At 73.4% G+C, this 14,853-nt stretch carries 13 protein-coding genes; 11 read left to right on the top strand and 2 right to left on the bottom strand.

Annotation, left to right across the window (positions count from 1 at the left end):
• Positions 1–9 precede the first annotated feature (9 nt).
• From ACQPZP_RS29645 to ACQPZP_RS29625, 5 genes are all read left to right on the top strand, one after another.
• On the top strand, positions 10–3,321 hold the full coding sequence (locus ACQPZP_RS29645) for a nitrate- and nitrite sensing domain-containing protein (RefSeq protein WP_433473015.1): 3,312 nt from the start codon (positions 10–12) through the stop codon (positions 3,319–3,321).
• Positions 3,318–3,767 (top strand): roadblock/LC7 domain-containing protein, encoded by a 450-nt coding sequence (locus ACQPZP_RS29640; RefSeq protein WP_433462625.1) that lies wholly within the window; start codon positions 3,318–3,320, stop codon positions 3,765–3,767. Before ACQPZP_RS29645 ends, ACQPZP_RS29640 begins: the two co-directional genes overlap by 4 nt.
• Before the next feature lie 28 nt (positions 3,768–3,795).
• Complete coding sequence (locus ACQPZP_RS29635) at positions 3,796–4,269, top strand: DUF742 domain-containing protein (protein WP_433473014.1); 474 nt, start codon at positions 3,796–3,798, stop codon at positions 4,267–4,269.
• A 34-nt stretch (positions 4,270–4,303) separates the two neighbouring features.
• Positions 4,304–4,921, top strand: a complete 618-nt coding sequence (locus tag ACQPZP_RS29630; RefSeq protein WP_433479693.1) for a GTP-binding protein — start codon at positions 4,304–4,306, stop codon at positions 4,919–4,921.
• 139 nt (positions 4,922–5,060) lie between these two features.
• Positions 5,061–5,834: an SGNH/GDSL hydrolase family protein gene (locus tag ACQPZP_RS29625; RefSeq protein WP_433479692.1), complete on the top strand. Its 774-nt coding sequence runs from the start codon at positions 5,061–5,063 to the stop codon at positions 5,832–5,834.
• On the opposite strand, the gene ACQPZP_RS29620 is transcribed toward ACQPZP_RS29625, so the two are convergent.
• A complete protein-coding gene (locus ACQPZP_RS29620; RefSeq protein ID WP_433473013.1) occupies positions 5,831–6,184 on the bottom strand; it encodes an STAS domain-containing protein in 354 nt (117 codons plus the stop codon). The two genes, ACQPZP_RS29625 and ACQPZP_RS29620, sit on opposite strands and share 4 nt — an antisense overlap.
• 190 nt (positions 6,185–6,374) lie before the next feature.
• On the opposite strand from ACQPZP_RS29620, the gene ACQPZP_RS29615 reads away from it, so the two are divergent.
• Entirely contained in the window at positions 6,375–9,941 is a 3,567-nt protein-coding gene (locus tag ACQPZP_RS29615; RefSeq protein ID WP_433473012.1) for an AAA family ATPase, read from the top strand.
• On the opposite strand, the gene ACQPZP_RS29610 is transcribed toward ACQPZP_RS29615, so the two are convergent.
• Positions 9,938–11,953: an ABC transporter ATP-binding protein gene (locus tag ACQPZP_RS29610; protein WP_433473011.1), complete on the bottom strand. Its 2,016-nt coding sequence runs from the start codon at positions 11,951–11,953 to the stop codon at positions 9,938–9,940. The two genes, ACQPZP_RS29615 and ACQPZP_RS29610, sit on opposite strands and share 4 nt — an antisense overlap.
• 206 nt (positions 11,954–12,159) lie before the next feature.
• Here ACQPZP_RS29610 and ACQPZP_RS29605 point away from each other — a divergent pair, with 206 nt between their 5' ends.
• The 5 genes from ACQPZP_RS29605 (at position 12,160) to ACQPZP_RS29585 (ending at position 14,761) form a co-directional block, all read left to right on the top strand.
• Complete coding sequence (locus ACQPZP_RS29605) at positions 12,160–13,284, top strand: LCP family protein (protein WP_433473010.1); 1,125 nt, start codon at positions 12,160–12,162, stop codon at positions 13,282–13,284.
• Positions 13,285–13,313: 29 nt separating this feature from the next.
• Positions 13,314–13,607, top strand: a complete 294-nt coding sequence (locus ACQPZP_RS29600) for a hypothetical protein (protein ID WP_433473009.1) — start codon at positions 13,314–13,316, stop codon at positions 13,605–13,607.
• A gap of 86 nt (positions 13,608–13,693) precedes the next feature.
• Positions 13,694–13,852, top strand: coding sequence for a hypothetical protein (locus ACQPZP_RS29595; RefSeq protein WP_433462617.1), 159 nt, complete (start codon positions 13,694–13,696; stop codon positions 13,850–13,852).
• A gap of 169 nt (positions 13,853–14,021) precedes the next feature.
• Complete coding sequence (locus tag ACQPZP_RS29590; RefSeq protein ID WP_433462616.1) at positions 14,022–14,177, top strand: hypothetical protein; 156 nt, start codon at positions 14,022–14,024, stop codon at positions 14,175–14,177.
• Positions 14,178–14,272: 95 nt separating this feature from the next.
• Positions 14,273–14,761: a glutathione peroxidase gene (locus ACQPZP_RS29585; protein WP_433473008.1), complete on the top strand. Its 489-nt coding sequence runs from the start codon at positions 14,273–14,275 to the stop codon at positions 14,759–14,761.
• The last annotated feature ends 92 nt before the right edge of the window (positions 14,762–14,853 follow it).

The following is a 14,853-nucleotide window of genomic DNA, read 5'->3' as shown; positions in this document are numbered from 1 at the left end:
GGGGCCGAGATGGCCCCGCAGTCCCCCCAGCCAGGCCCGTCTGCCAGGGACGACGCCCCCAAGCGAGGCTCCCAGGGCGGCAGGTACAAGCTGCGCAACTGGCGCGTGCGCACGCGCCTGTTCGCCCTCATCGCGGTGCCCACGATCGTGGCCGCCCTCCTTGCGGGTTACCGGGTTTCGGTGTCGATGGACAACGCCGAGGCCTATAACCGGACGGGCCAGTTGGCTACGCTCGGTAATCAGCTGACCGCGCTCGCGCACGACGTGGAAGCCGAGCGCGACGTGATGGCGGAACGGGCGGCGGGAGGTTCGCGCGCCGTCACTCCCGAGACGGTCGCCGCACGCCAGGAATCGGTGGACGCCGACGCGCGCAAGGTGCGGGCCGCCGCCGCGGATGTCAAGACGTACTCGCCCGGCCTGCGGCTGGCGGTCGGCAACGTCCTCAACCGGGTGGACGACCTGCCCGCGCTGCGCACGGCCGCCGCGCGCCTCGCGCCCGGAGTGGTCATCGACAAGTACACCGAGTTCGTCGACGACTTCACCTCCTTCCACGTCCTGGTCTCCCAGGACGCCCCGACGGCCGAGCTCGCGCAGAGCGCGCTGGCGCTCGCCGACCTGGCGAACGCCAAGGACGCCGCGTCCCGCGAGCGGGCCCTCCTCTCGGCGGCGCTCTGGGAAGGCCGGTTCGAGCCGCTCGACCGCTCCGCGGTCGACGACGCCCGCGCGGACATGAACACCAGCATCACCGCGTTCCGCAGCTCGGCGACGCCGGCCCAGCTGCGGCTGTTCGAGGACACCGTCACCGGCCCCGAACTGGACCGCGCGGAGGTCACCCGGCTGCAGACGCTCGCCGTCGCCGACGCCTCCCCGCAGCTGAAGGTCAGGCTCGGCGCCCGCACCGCCCGGTCCTGGACGTCCGACTCGAGCGTGCGGGTCGACAAGCTGCGGACGGTCGAGAAGAGCATCGCCGCCGACCTCGCCGCCTCGGCCGACGATGCCCGGACCGACGCGCAGACGGCCGCGATCCGCGACGGCGTGCTGCTGTTCCTCGTCCTCGCGATCGTGCTGGCGACCCTGATCGTCATGGCCCGCTCGCTGGTGCGGCCGCTGCGCCGGCTGCAGTCCGGCGCGCTCGACGTCGCCAGCACCCGGCTGCCCGGCCTGGTCGACCGGCTCCGCGACCCGGAGGCCGCCGCCGACGGCATCGAGGTCGAGCCGATCGAGATCGACTCCACCGACGAGATCGGCCAGGTCGCCCGGGCCTTCGACGAGGTCCACCGGGAGGCGGTCCGGCTGGCGGCCGACGAGGCCGTCCTGCGCGGCAACATCAACGCGATGTTCGTCAACCTCTCCCGCCGCAGCCAGTCCCTCATCGAGCGCCAGCTGCGGCTGATCGAGGAGCTGGAGCAGAGCGAGCGCGACGAGGAGCAGCTCGGCAACCTGTTCCGGCTGGACCACCTGGCCACCCGCATGCGTCGCAACTGTGAGAACCTCCTCGTCCTCGGCGGGCAGGAGCAGGTGCGCCGGTGGAACCAGGCCGTCCCGCTGATCGACGTCGTCCGGGCGTCGTTGTCGGAGGTTGAGCAGTACGAACGGGTCGCGCTGCGGGTTCAAGGCGACATGACGGTCGCGGGGCCTGTCGTCAACGACCTCGTCCACCTGCTGGCCGAGCTGGTGGAGAACGCCACGGTCTTCTCCTCCGAGAACACCAAGGTGACGGTCTCCGGGCAGATGCTGAGCGGCGGCGGCGCCATGCTGCAGATCACCGACAACGGCGTCGGAATGTCGCCGGAGGAGCTGGAGCAGGCCAACTGGCGGCTGGCCAACCCGCCCGTCATCGACTTCTCCGCGGCCCGCCGGATGGGCCTGTTCGTGGTCGGCCGGCTGGCCGTCCGGCACGGCATCCGCGTGGAGCTGCGGGCCGCGCAGGGCGGCGGGCTCACCGCGTTCGTGGTGCTGCCCGACGTGGTGGTGACGCCCGGCGAGACCGGCGGCATCGGCGCCCGCGGCCTAGGCCCCCGCGACCTCGGCTCGCAGGGCCAGCTCGCCGCGCTCACCACCGCGGCCGAGCCGCCCGCTCCCGGCGGCGCCTTCCGGCCGGACGAGTACGGCCCCGCGGGGCAGCCCATGGGCGCCCCGCCCGGCGCCCCGGTCGCGGGCGGCACCGGCTCGAACCCCATGGTCGGCGGCACCGGCCCGCTGCGGCCGGTCCGCGGCGCCACCGGCCCGCAGCCCGCCCTCGGCGAGACGGGCCCCATCCCCTCCGCCGGCACCGGCGGGCACCCCGTGTACCCGGCCACCGGCCCGCAGCAGGCGGTCCCGCCCATCGACCGCCGCCCGCCCCGGGACCGCCGTCCCGCCGCGGAGGACCCGTACCAGCCGGGCGACTCCTACCGGCCCGGCGACCCGCGGCCGACGCGCCGGCCGGGCGAGCTGCCCGTCCGCGAGCCCGGCGCGCATCTGCCGGGACGTACGTCGAACGACCCGCCGAACGGCCTGTTCCAGCCGCGCGAGGAGCGTCCGCAGGAGGACCGCCCGCGGGACGGCGCCGCCGGACGGCCCGGGACCAACGGCGTCTACCGGACCGGCGGTGGCCAGACCGGGCCGCAGTCCGTCGTCCCGGAGGCGCAGCCGATGATGCCCGAGCCCGGCGGCGGCCGGCACATCCCGTGGGAGACCGGGCCGCTGGAGCAGGTCGCGAACCCGGGCGTGGGGCCGTCCGGCCCCTACGCCGGCGGACCTCCCTCCATGTCCGCTCCCCACCCGCCGGAGAGCCCCGTTCCCGAACCCGTCGTGCGGGCGCCGGAACCGGCGGCGCCGAGGCGGATGCCCGAGCGCTCGCCCATCTTCGACGCGATGCAGTCGGAGTGGTTCCAGCGCAGGTCGGGCGGCGCGTCCGGCGAGGACCCGGGGAGGGGCTGGGAGTCCCCGGCCGACGAGGGCTTCCGCGCCGCCGAGGCCGTCCGCGAGCCCGTGGCGGCGTCCCGGACCAACGTCGGGCTGCCGAAGCGGGTGCCCGGCAAGAACCGCATTCCCGGGGCGGTGGGCCGGGCGGCGCAGGACGCGCCCCAGGCTCCGCCGGGGGCCCCGTTGCCAGGTGGGGCCGCCCAAGGGCAGGCTGTGCAAGGTCAGCAGATGCAGAGTCAGCAGGGTCAGCAGGTGCAGGGTCAGCAGGGTCACGGCCAGTCGGCCGACGTCGTACGCAACCGCTTCGCGAGCCTGCAGCGCGGCGTCCACCGCGGACGCAACGAGGCTCGCGGCGGAGGCACTTCAGGTGAGGTGCCGTCACAGGGTGACGGCGAGACAGGAGGCACCCGGTGAGCGGGCAGGATCTCAACTGGTTGGTGACGAACTTCGCGGACCGTGTCGCGAAGGTCGCGCACGCCGTCGTGGTCTCCTCGGACGGACTGCCGATGGCGTACTCGTCGGGTTTCCCGCCGGAGCGGGCGGACCAGCTTTCGGCGATCGCCTCGGGGCTGATGAGCCTGACCCAGGGGGCTGCGAAGATCTTCGACGCCGGCGGGGTGAACCAGACCGTCGTGGAGATGGACCGCGGGCTGCTGTTCGTCATGTCCATCACGAACGGGTCGGTGTTCGCGGTGCTGGCGGCGCCCGACTGTGATCTCGGACTGGTCGCGTACGAGATGACGCTGCTGGTGGAGCGGGTGGGCCGGGTGCTGACCCCCGCGCTGCGCGCCCAGGATCAGCAGCCGCCCCATGCGGGGCCTTCCGTGACCGAGCTGGGCGCCGGGCCCGCCCGCTATTGACCGTGAATGACTGACGGAGGTCGGCGACATGGATCGAGGCAGTCCCTACGGCGGGGGTCCCGGCGGACCCGGCGGTCCGGGCGGGCCCGGCCGCTGGCCGGGTGACCAGGGACGAGGCCCGGTGCAGGGGCGGCCCGCCGCCCGCGACGAGGGCGACTCCAGCTCGCTGGTGCGCCCCTACGCGGTGACCGGCGGGCGGACGAAGCCGCGCTACGACCTGGCCATCGAGGCCCTGGTCACCGCGGCTCCCTATCCGCCGCGGGACGTGGCCGTGCTGACCCCGGAGTACCGGGCGATCATGGACCTGTGCCGGTCGGCCCGCTCGGTCGCCGAGGTGTCCGCGCTGCTGCGCCTGCCGCTCGGGGTGGCGCGGGTGCTCGTCGCCGACATGGCCGTCGAGGGGCTGCTGCGGCTGCACCAGTCGCAGCCCCCCACCACCGCCGGCGGACAGCCGGACCTCCGCTTGCTAGAAAGGGTGCTCAGTGGCCTTCGGAAGCTCTGACCAGGTCCCGGGGCCGCACGGCGGGGAGGCCGAGCTGACCTCGGTCAAGATCGTCGTCGGCGGCGGCTTCGGCGTCGGCAAGACCACGTTCGTCGGCTCGGTGTCGGAGATCATGCCGCTCACCACCGAGGCGGTGATGACCGCGGCCAGCGCCGACGTGGACGACCTGTCGGCCGTCCCGGACAAGACGACCACCACGGTCGCGATGGACTTCGGCCGCGTGTCGCTGGACAGCGAGCTGATCCTCTACCTGTTCGGCACGCCCGGGCAGCACCGCTTCTGGTTCATGTGGGACGACCTCGTCCGCGGCGCGATCGGCGCCGTCGTGCTCGTCGACACCCGCCGGCTGGAGGACTGCTTCGCCGCGGTGGACTACTTCGAGGAGCTCGGCCTGCCGTTCGTGGTGGGGGTCAACGGGTTCCACGGCGAATTCCAGTACGCCGTCGAGGACATCCGCGAGGCGCTGTCGATCAGCGCGCACGTGCCGATCGTGCAGTGCGACGCGCGGAGCCGCGAGTCCACCAAGCAGGTGCTGATCACGCTGGTGAAGCACGCGATGACGGTGCACGCCGGCGGCGCGCCCGCCGCCCCGGCGGCGCCGCCCGGCGCCCCGGGCGGCCAGCTCGGCTCCACCTCCCCGAGCTGGACGTAGCCGCGAGCGGCGCCGCCCGGCCCGGATGGGACCGGCGTGTCGCGTCGCCCACATCCGGCCGGGCTACGGTCGCGTAGGTCGTGTGTACGATGCATGATTGATCTTCGTGATCGACCATGAATCCGTGCTGGGGGTTGCGATGAGCGAAATGGAGCAGATCCGGACGTACGTGGCCATCGGCGACAGCTTCACCGAGGGCCTGAACGACCCCTATCCCGGCGAGGACGACGTCTTCCGCGGCTGGGCGGACCGGCTCGCCGAGCACCTCGCCGAGCTGAACCCCGGCCTGCAGTACGCCAACCTCGCCGTCCGCGGCAAGCTCGTCCGCCAGATCGTGGACGACCAGGTGCCGGTGGCCGTCGACCTCGCCCCCGACCTGGTGACGCTCTGCGCGGGCGGCAACGACATGATCCGCCCCGGCGCCGACCCGGACGCCGCCGCGGTCGTCTTCGACGACGCGGTCCGCCGGCTGCGCGGCACCGGCTCCCGCGTCGTGATCTTCACCGGGTTCGACCCGCGCGGGCTGCGCAGCGGCGGCCGCATCCGGGGCAGGGCCGCGACCTACAACATGCACCTGCGCGCGATCGCCGACCGCCGCGGCTGCACCGTCGTCGACCTGTGGTCGCTGCGGGTCTTCCACGACCCGCGCGCCTGGTACGAGGACCGCCTGCACCTGTCGCCCGAAGGGCACCGGCGCATGGCCCTCCTCGTCGCCGAGGCCGTCGGCGTCCCGGCCAGGGGGGACTGGCGCGAGCCGTGGCCGCCGCTGGACCGCGCCGACTGGCTCACCATGCGCCGCGAGGACGTCCACTGGGCCCGCACCTACCTCCTCCCGTGGATAGGCCGCCGGGCCACCGGCCGGTCCTCCGGCGACGGCCGGGGGCCCAAGCGCCCGACGCCCCTGCCCCTCTAGGCCGGGTCGGGCTCGGCCGCCAGCGCCTCCTCCAGGGTGTCCAGCACCGGGATGCGGCGGTGCAGGCCGGTGATCTCCAGCGTGCGGCGGACGATGGGGCGGGGCCCCGCGAGGACGAGGCCGCCGCCCGCCGCGATCGTCGCCTTGTAGCAGGCGACGATCACCGAGAGCCCGCCCGAGTCCATGAACGCCAGTTCCGTCATGTCCAGGACGAGGCGCTCGCCGTGTTCGCGGCGGGCCTCGATCAGATGCCTGCGCAGGTCGTCCGCGGAGGCGATATCGAGTTCTCCGCACAGCCGGACGACGGCGCGCCCGCCGTCCGGCCGTGTGGTGACTTCCAAAGGTGGCACGGGGGGTTCCCCTCCTGTGGTGCGGCATGCGCCGGAGGGTCGTCCGGCGGATATTTTCCGTGTGACAACTATCGCCGACGGCGGGCCGCCTGCCAACCCGGCGCGCAACAGGGGTGTGCGTGATCGTGCCGGGTCGTAGGGTGCTGGGGGATGTGAATGCCCCGATCCGCTGCGTAGGAGACGACCACAGGTGAGTTCCCCCCGGCTGCCGGACCATCTCGAAGTGCTGCTCACCGAGGAGCCCGTCCTCGACGTGTACGCGCACGGGCCCTGGCGGGTGCCCGACGGCCTGTACGAGGAGATGCGCGAGCGCGCGGTCGCCTACAACACCGACCAGCGCGCCGTCGTGCTGACGCGGCAGCTCAGCGACTTCTACGGGACCGGCACCAGCGCGGCGGGCGCTGAGCAGTGGTCGCTGCTGACCTTCCTGCTGGGCGCCTCCGCGGTCCGCGGCGGGTCGCGGGGGGACGTGGACTACGAACTGCTGTCGGACTTCCTCGCGACGCCCGAGTCGGCCGTCCACGACCCGGTGGCGTGGTTCACCCAGGGCGGGCGGTGGCGCCCGCCGGGCCTGTGGCTGCCCGAGCCCGCCGGGGACGACCGGGAGCGCCGCGCCGTGATGTTCGAGCTGGCGCGGGCCGGGCTGGACGTCTTCGAGGGCCTGGAACCGATCGAGCGGCGCCGGCGGACGCTGATGGACCTGTTCGACCGGCGCGCCGCCGACCCGGCGCTGCGCGAGGTGGACATGACCGTCCCCAACCGCCGGCTGGAGGACGCCTGGGTCTCCGGCCTGACCGACGAGGAACTGGCCGTCCTGCCCGAGCTGGGCGGGCCGGTGGCCTATCTGGGCTGGGCCTGCGCGGGCCTCGACACCGCGCACGAGCGGCTGGCCGGAGCCGTCGACGACGGGGACGAGCCGGACGTCTCGCTGGCCAGGCTGCTGCTGGCGGCCGAGGCGCCGGTCGTCCCGGCCGAGCTGGCGGTCGTGCTCGGCACGGCGCGCTACGAGAACGTGGAGGAGCGGTTCCGCGCCGCGCGCGAGGGCTTCTCCGCCGAGGCATGGCAGTTCGAGGTGCGCGCCTGGCTGGCCCGGGGCCTGGTCGCCGGGGAGGCGGACGCGTCCCGCGCGTGGCTGGACATGGCCGTGCGCATCACCGGCGCCGTGCAGGGCCTGCCGGACGCGCCGGTCAGCCCGCGCTGCCGGGTGCCGGTGCGCCCCTTCCAGGCCGACCTGCGGCGGCTGTTCACCGTCCGCCGGGTCTTCAACACCCTGACGTTCGGCGCCGACAAGAGCGAGGAGGGCGCCGGGACCGGCCGGCCCGAGCCCGCGGAGGCCGCCGGACCGGCGCTCGTCGGGCAGCCGGAGCTGTCCCGGGCGCTGCGCGACGCGGTGGCCGCGCGGCTGGCCGGCGAACGGCCCGTCCGGCTGCTCATCGCCGGCCCGGAGGGCACCGGGAAGGGCACCGCCGCCGAACTGGCCGAGGGCATGCTCGCCGAGCGCGGCGCCGTCCGCGAGGCACTGTGGATCTCCGACCAGGTCTTCGCGTCGCTCGGCGTGAGCGACGCCGTCCTGTGGCTCCAGGCCCGCGTCCGGGACTGCCAGGAGGGGCGGATGCTCCTCGTCGTGGACGACCTGGAGAAGCTCGCCGCCCACGAGCGGTGCGGCGCCGCCGCGGCCGAGGAGCTGCGGCGGCTGATGGCGCGCTCGCCGGCCCTGAACGTCGTCGCGCTGTGCCGCCCCGGCGGCGACCGGCGGCTGTTCGACGCCAACCCGGCGCTCGTCCGGGCGTTCGACGTCGCCCGCACCCGGGACTTCGCCGAGGACGACTTCGCCGAGCTGTTCACCCTCGCCGTCGCGCGGCGCGGCGCGCACGCCGCCGCCGAGGTCGCGGCGGCCGCCGCGGGCATGCTGCGGCGCACCCCGCCGCTGCTGAACCTGCGCGGCGCCCGGCTGGTGGAGCACATGGCCGGCCAGGCCGTCGCCGCGGCGGACCGGCGCGCCCGGGAGGCCGACGGCGCCGGGAGGTCCCTGGAGGTCACCGCCGCGGACCTGCCGCAGCGGCTCATCGCGGGCAGTCCCGCCGAGGCCGACCCGCTCGCCGAGCTGGCCGCCTGCGCCGGCATCGAGCCGGTGAAGCGCGAGGTCGAGGCCCTCGTCGCCGAGGCGAAGGCGGTGCGGCTGCGCCGCGACGCCGGCATGCCGGCCACCTGGCGGCCCCGCCACCTGGTGTTCGCGGGCGGCCCCGGGACCGGCAAGAGCAGCGTCGCCGGCATCATCGGCCGGATCTACGCCGACCTCGGGGTGCTGTCGTCCGGGCACCTGGTCGAGGCCGAGCGCGCGGACCTGCTCGGCGACTTCGCGGGGGACAGCGTCCAGCGCGTCCGCAGGACCGTCGAGCAGGCGTACGGCGGCGTCCTGGTGATCCGTGACGCGCACACGCTGGTGTCGGCGGCGTCGGACGCGGCGCGCGGGCGCGAGGCGCTGGACGTGCTGCTGGGCACCGTCCAGGCGCACACCGAGGACCTCGTCGTCGTGCTGACCGGGCCGGAGGCGGAGCTGAACGGGCTGCTGAAGTCGCAGCCCGACCTGGCCGCGTACTTCCCGCGCACCGTCCGGTTCCCCGACCTCGCCCCGGACGAGATGGCGGAGGTCTTCGCGGGCAAGGCCGAGGACGCCGGGTTCGCGCTGGCCCCCGGGGTGCTGGACAAGGTCCGCTCCCTGGCCCAGGCCGCGCCGCGCGAGCAGGGCTCCGGCAACGCCCGCGCGATGATCGCCCTGCTGGACCGCGCGGTGGCGATGCAGGGCCGCCGCGTCCTCGCCGACGGGGTCGTCGACGAGGACGAGTCGCTGGACGAGATCCTGCTGGTGGACGTCCCCGACACGCTCACCCGCGGCTCGGGCGCCGGCGACGTGCCGGGCGACCCGCTCGCCGAGATCGACCGCCTGATCGGCCTGGCCGAGATCAAGCGGGAGGTGGCGACGCTCGCCGCCGAGGCCCGTGCCGAGGGGTTGCGGCGCGACGCCGATATCGTCCCCGCCGCCCCGGCGCGGCACATGGTCTTCATGGGCAACCCCGGCACGGCCAAGACGACGATCGCCCGGCTGATCGCCGCCGTGTACGCGCGGCTGGGGCTGCTGTCGTCCGGCCACCTGGTGGAGGTGAGCCGCGCCGATCTCGTGGCCGAGTTCGTCGGCCAGACGGCCCCCCGCGTCCGGGGCGTGGTCGAGCGGGCGCTCGGCGGCGTGCTCTTCCTGGACGAGGCGTACGCGCTGGCGACCGGGAGCGGGGACCGGCACGACTTCGGCCACGAGGCGATCGCCGAGCTGCTGCGGCTGATGGAGGAGCACCGGGGCGACCTCGTGGTCATCGTCGCCGGCTATGACGCCGAGATGGAGCAGTTCCTCAAGGCCAACCCGGGGCTGCGGGCCCGGTTCCCCAAGGTGCTGCGCTTCCCCGACTACACCGACGCCGAGCTCGTCACGATCTTCGAGTACATGGCTGCGGAGGCCGGGTTCACGCTGGCCGACGGGGTCCTGGACGCGCTGCGCCGGCTGGTCGGGGCGCACCGGCGGGACGCCTCGTTCGGCAACGCCCGGCTCGTCCGCAACCTGCTGGAGGCGGCGATCTCCCGGCAGGCGCTGCGCATCACCTCGGGCGGCGACGTCGAGGTCGCCGAGGTGCGGCTGCTGCGCCCCGAGGACCTGCCGGACGCCCCGCAGCCCGAGAGGTCCATCGGCTTCGGCGCCTACATCTAACCCGCCTGGGCGCGCGGGTCCACCGCCGGTTCCTGGGCGCCGTACGCCGCCGCCTGCAGCGAGTACAGGTCGGCGTAGAGGCCTCCGCGCGCCATCAGCGAGGCGTGGTCTCCCTCCTCGGTCACCTCGCCGTGCTCCAGCACGTAGATCCGGTCGGCGTAGCGGACGCTGGCGAGCCGGTGCGTGATCAGCAGGACGGTCCGGCCGTCGGCGTGCGTGCGGATCCGCTCGAACAGCTGGTGCTCGGCGCGGGCGTCGAGGGCGGCGGTGGGCTCGTCGCAGATCAGCAGCGGCGCGTCCCGGAAGAAGCCGCGGGCCACGGCGAGCCGCTGCCACTGCCCTCCGGACAGTTCGGCGCCGCCCTTGAAGCGGCGGTCCAGCAGCGTCCCGTACTTGTCGGCGAGGTCCTCGACGACCTCGTCGGCCCCCGAGGCGCGGGCGGCGCCGAGCATCACGGGGTCCTCGTCGTCGCCCTCCGCGTGCTCGCGCCCGCGGCCCATGGTGATGTTCTGCCGCGCCGTCATCGGCCAGTGCGTGTACTCCTGAGCGATGACGGCGATGCGCTCCCACACGTCCTGCGGGTCCACCTTCGCCAGCGGCACCTCGTCCCAGCGCACCTCGCCGGCGTCCGGGTCGTACAGGCCCGCCATGATCTTGGCGAGGGTCGTCTTGCCGGAGCCGTTCTCGCCGACGAGCGCCACCACCTCGCCCTTCCGCAGGTTCAGCGAGACGCCCTTGAGGGACGGGGTCTTCGCTTCCGGGTAGGTGAACGTGACGTCCAGGACGCGGATGCACGCGAAGTCGTCCGGGAGCCGCTCGCGGCCCTCCGCGGCGGCCGCCGGCAGGGCCCGGCGCGGGATCCGCTCCTCGGCGGCGGCGCAGAACGCCACGTAGTCGCCGAAGTACAGCCCCTCCTCGTAGCACCGGTTGACGGCGAACACGAGGTTGACCAGGGACGTCTGGCCCGACCGGATGGCCAGCACCGCCGTTCCCGCGACCGCCAGCGGTACGGCCCCCTTCCACAGCATGACGCCCAGCGCGACGTAGACCAGTGCCGTCGCCACGCCCTTCAGCATGTCGCCGGTGATCTTCACGACCGTCTGCCGGCGGGCGACGTCCAGTTCGACGTGGCGCTGGTAGGAGGCGGACCGGTCGTACTGGTCCAGCAGGAACCCCCGCATCGTGAAGGAGCGCACCTCGGCCGCGTGCCGCCGGTCCACCATCAGGTCGGACAGGATCCACTTGCGGCGCGTCACCCCGATCAGCGACAGCATCATCAGGTACCGCATCCGCGCGCTGCGGACGGACGCCCAGCCCTCCGGCACGGCGGTGAGGAGCAGCAGCGGGAGCAGCAGCGGATGCAGCACGCCGAGGGTCCCCGCGGCCGCGACCATGCCGATGAGGCCGGTGAGGACGTCCACGGCGTGCTGGACGACCAGGGGCGCCGACATCATGCCCCGCCCCTGCGCGCGCTTCAGATCGTCCAGGAAGTCCGAGTCGTCCAGCGCGGTCATGTCCACCGCGGTCGTCGCCTCGTACAGGCGCAGCTCGACCAGCCGCTCGACCTGCGGTTCCAGCCGCGCCTGCGCCCAGCCGGCGCCCGCCTGCAGCCCGGCGCGCAGCGCCACCGCGCCCGCGACCAGCGCGAGCGACGGCAGCGCGTCGCGGACCCGGGACGGCGTCGGCGCGGCGCCGAACAGCGCGGTCAGCACGCCGGTCGTGGCCAGCAGCCAGAACGCGGTGAAGAACCCCGCGGCGATGTTGAGCGAGACCGTCACGAGCGTGTCGGCGCGGCTCGCCCGCCACGCCAGCGCCGAAGCCTGGACGATCATCGACGGGAGCCGCCGCGCGATCGTGGCCATGCCCGTCTCGGTGAGCTCCTTGTCCCGCGCGTGCCAGGTGAGAATCACCTCGGGCAGCCCCGGATCGGGGGGTGCCTCCCGGTGGCGGCGGCGGCGCCGGGCCGTCCCGCGCACCCCGAGCCGCCTCGACAAACGCCGTCGTGCACCCATGCGCCGCCCTCCGCGCGTACTACCGGCCAGGGGCAGTGTGCGCCTTTAGGGGGACGGTGTCCGCTTCATTCGTCACAGAGAGCGGTGATTTGTGGCTGTGGACAATCATGCGGCGGACCGACGCGGCGGGCGGTCGGGTTTGTCTATGGTGTCTACGCATGACCGAGGCCTGGCCAGAGGGCCGGACACACAGGGAGGGCGGCCGCGTGGCGCGCAGCAGAGACCATTCCGCACGCGCGGAGCACCAGCACGCCGCCTACGGGCGGGACACCTACGGGGACCCCCGCGACCCGTACGACGACCCGTACGCCGGAGACCAGCTCGCCGGCGGCCACTTCGACGAAGGCGGCCCGGGCGGCGGCGCCCCCCGCCGGCGGCGGCGCCGGCGCCGCTGGCCGCGGGTGCTCGGCGCCCTGGTGGTGGTGCTCGTGCTGGTCGTCGTCGGCGGCTACTTCTACCTGGACTCGCGGCTGAAGCGGGAGTCGGTCCTGGTGGACTATCCCGGCCGGGTCGCCGACACGCCGGGGACGAACTGGCTGATCGTCGGGTCCGACAGCCGCGCCGGGCTGTCGAAGTCCGACCAGAAGCGGCTGCGCACCGGGTTCGCCGCCGGCCGCCGCACCGACTCGATGATGCTGCTGCACTACGGGTCCGGCGGGACGTCCCTCATCAGCCTTCCGCGCGACTCCTACGTCCCGATCGCGGGGCACGGGTCGAACAAGCTGAACGCGGCGTTCGCCTTCGGCGGCCCCAAGCTGCTCGTCCAGACGGTCGAGAAGGCCACCGGCGTCCACGTCGACCACTACGCCGAGATCGGCTTCAACGGCTTCGTGGGCGTGGTGGACGCGGTCGGCGGCGTCGACATCTGCGTCAAGGAGAACATCAACGACCCGAAGGCGGGGCTGAAGCTCAAGGCCGGCTGCCAGACCCTCGACGGCGGCCAGGCGCTCGGCTACGTCCGGACCCGCGCCTTCGCCCGCGCCGACCTCGAACGCGTGGAGCACCAGCGGCAGTTCTTCGGCGCGCTGATGAAGAAGGCGGCGAGCCCGGGGACGCTGATCAACCCGTTCCGCAGCGTCCCGCTGGCCCTCAACGCCACCAGCAACTTCCTGGTGGACGACAACGACCACCTGTACGACCTGGTCCGGATGATGTGGGCGATGAAGAACGTCAGCGGCGGGAGCGGCGTGACGACCACCGTCCCCATCGGGGGCACCGGCAGCTCGGCGGCCGCCGGTTCCTACATCACGTGGGACAGGTCCAAGTCGTCCAAGCTCTTCGACGCGCTCAAGCAGGACCAGGAGATCCCTCAGGACGTCATCACGAAGTGACCGTCCCGGCGCTCGAATAGAGTCGGACCATGTCCGATGTGACGCCGGAGGGCGCGGGGCTGGACGACCTGACGTCCAAGGAGCTGTACGACCGCGCGGTGAACCTCGCCAAGGAGCGGCGCGACGTCGGCTTCCTCTGGGACCTGCTGCGCGCGATACCCGCCGCCGCGGCGGCCACGGGGGAGGTCGGCCGGGCCGAGTTCGACCTCTTCCACGGCCTGTCGCTGCTGGAGGAGTTCACGCACGCGGGGGAGGGCGAGATGGCGGACGCGCTCCGGCCGTTCTACATCGAGTACCTCAGCGAGCACGCCAAGGGGACCTGACCCGCTCTTTACGCCCCCTTGATCTCCGTTTCCCCGTCCTCGGGTAATCACTCTCTGTAGTCCGTTGACCGCAGAGGGTGGTTGAAGTGAACAAGAAGCATATGAAGATCGCCGCCATCGCCTTCGTGGCGTGGTACGTCATCAGCAGGCCCGAGGGGGCGGCGAGTCTCGTCAACAACGCCCTCAGCGGGCTCGGCAACGCCGCGGAGTCGTTGTCGCAGTTCATGAGCGCCATCCCGAGCTGACAGGCGGGTCCCTGGCCCCGTGCCCCCGGCGGCGCGGGGCTTCTTCGTGCCCCGCCACCAAGCGGTGGCGCGCGCGTCACAGTAAAATCGCGCTTTGCGGGCAGACGCGGCTGGGCACAATTGGATCGGGTCAATTGTGTCGCGCGCTACAACCAGGGACGGCGTACGGATGAAGAAGAACCTCCGCTATGTGGCGATCGCCTTCGTCATCTTCTACTTGCTGAGCTCACCTACGGATGCGGCGGGAGTGGTCAACAACGCCTTCGACCAGCTGGGCAACGCGGGCAACCAGCTCGCCGCCTTCGTGAACGCCTTGGGCAAGTGAGACGCCGCCGGCGGCGCGGGCTCTCCGGCCCGCACCGGCGGCACGTCGGCGCAGGCCGGGGCCGGCCGGGGGAGTGATCTCCTAGGATCGGCCTCATGTCTGTCTTCGACGTAGAGATCGATGGTCTGCGGGGCGGATCCGCAGACCTCGCCCAGTACCGGGGCAAGGCCGTGCTCGTCGTCAACGTCGCCTCCAAGTGCGGCCTCACCCCGCAGTACTCCGGCCTGGAGCGGCTGCAGGAGACGTACGCCGGACGCGGCTTCACCGTCCTCGGCGTCCCCTGCAACCAGTTCATGGGCCAGGAGCCCGGCACCGCCGGCGAAATCGCCGAGTTCTGCTCCACCACCTACGGCGTCACGTTCCCGATGACCGAGAAGATCGAGGTCAACGGCGACGGCCGGCACCCCCTCTACCAGGGGCTCGTCGGCACGCCGGACGCCGAGGGGCACACCGGCGACATCCGGTGGAACTTCGAGAAGTTCCTGGTCGCCCCGGACGGTACGGTCGCGGCGCGCTTCGCACCCCAGACCGAGCCGGAGGCGGACGAGGTCGCCGCCGCCATCGAGAAGAACCTCCCGGCCTGAGAAGAACGGACGCGCCCTCCGTCGCCGGAGGGCGCGCCCGCGGCTGTGAATCGCGCCACATCGCGATTCCTTGCCCTCTATTCGAGCGCACG

The sequence above is a fragment of the Spirillospora sp. CA-142024 genome, assembly GCF_050942325.1.
Taxonomy (GTDB): domain Bacteria; phylum Actinomycetota; class Actinomycetes; order Streptosporangiales; family Streptosporangiaceae; genus Spirillospora.
This window is presented reverse-complemented; position numbering and strand designations above follow the sequence as displayed.

Bases quoted from the DNA above. Each gene is read 5' to 3' on its own strand.
- ACQPZP_RS29645 (WP_433473015.1), top strand. From the start codon at position 10: ATGGCCCCGCAGTCCCCCCAGCCAGGCCCGTCTGCCAGGGACGACGCC.
- ACQPZP_RS29600 (WP_433473009.1), top strand. From the start codon at position 13,314: ATGTCCGATGTGACGCCGGAGGGCGCGGGGCTGGACGACCTGACGTCC.
- ACQPZP_RS29625 (WP_433479692.1), top strand. From the start codon at position 5,061: ATGAGCGAAATGGAGCAGATCCGGACGTACGTGGCCATCGGCGACAGC.
- ACQPZP_RS29585 (WP_433473008.1), top strand. From the start codon at position 14,273: ATGTCTGTCTTCGACGTAGAGATCGATGGTCTGCGGGGCGGATCCGCA.
- ACQPZP_RS29610 (WP_433473011.1), bottom strand. From the start codon at position 11,953: ATGGGTGCACGACGGCGTTTGTCGAGGCGGCTCGGGGTGCGCGGGACG.
- ACQPZP_RS29590 (WP_433462616.1), top strand. From the start codon at position 14,022: ATGAAGAAGAACCTCCGCTATGTGGCGATCGCCTTCGTCATCTTCTAC.
- ACQPZP_RS29635 (WP_433473014.1), top strand. From the start codon at position 3,796: ATGGATCGAGGCAGTCCCTACGGCGGGGGTCCCGGCGGACCCGGCGGT.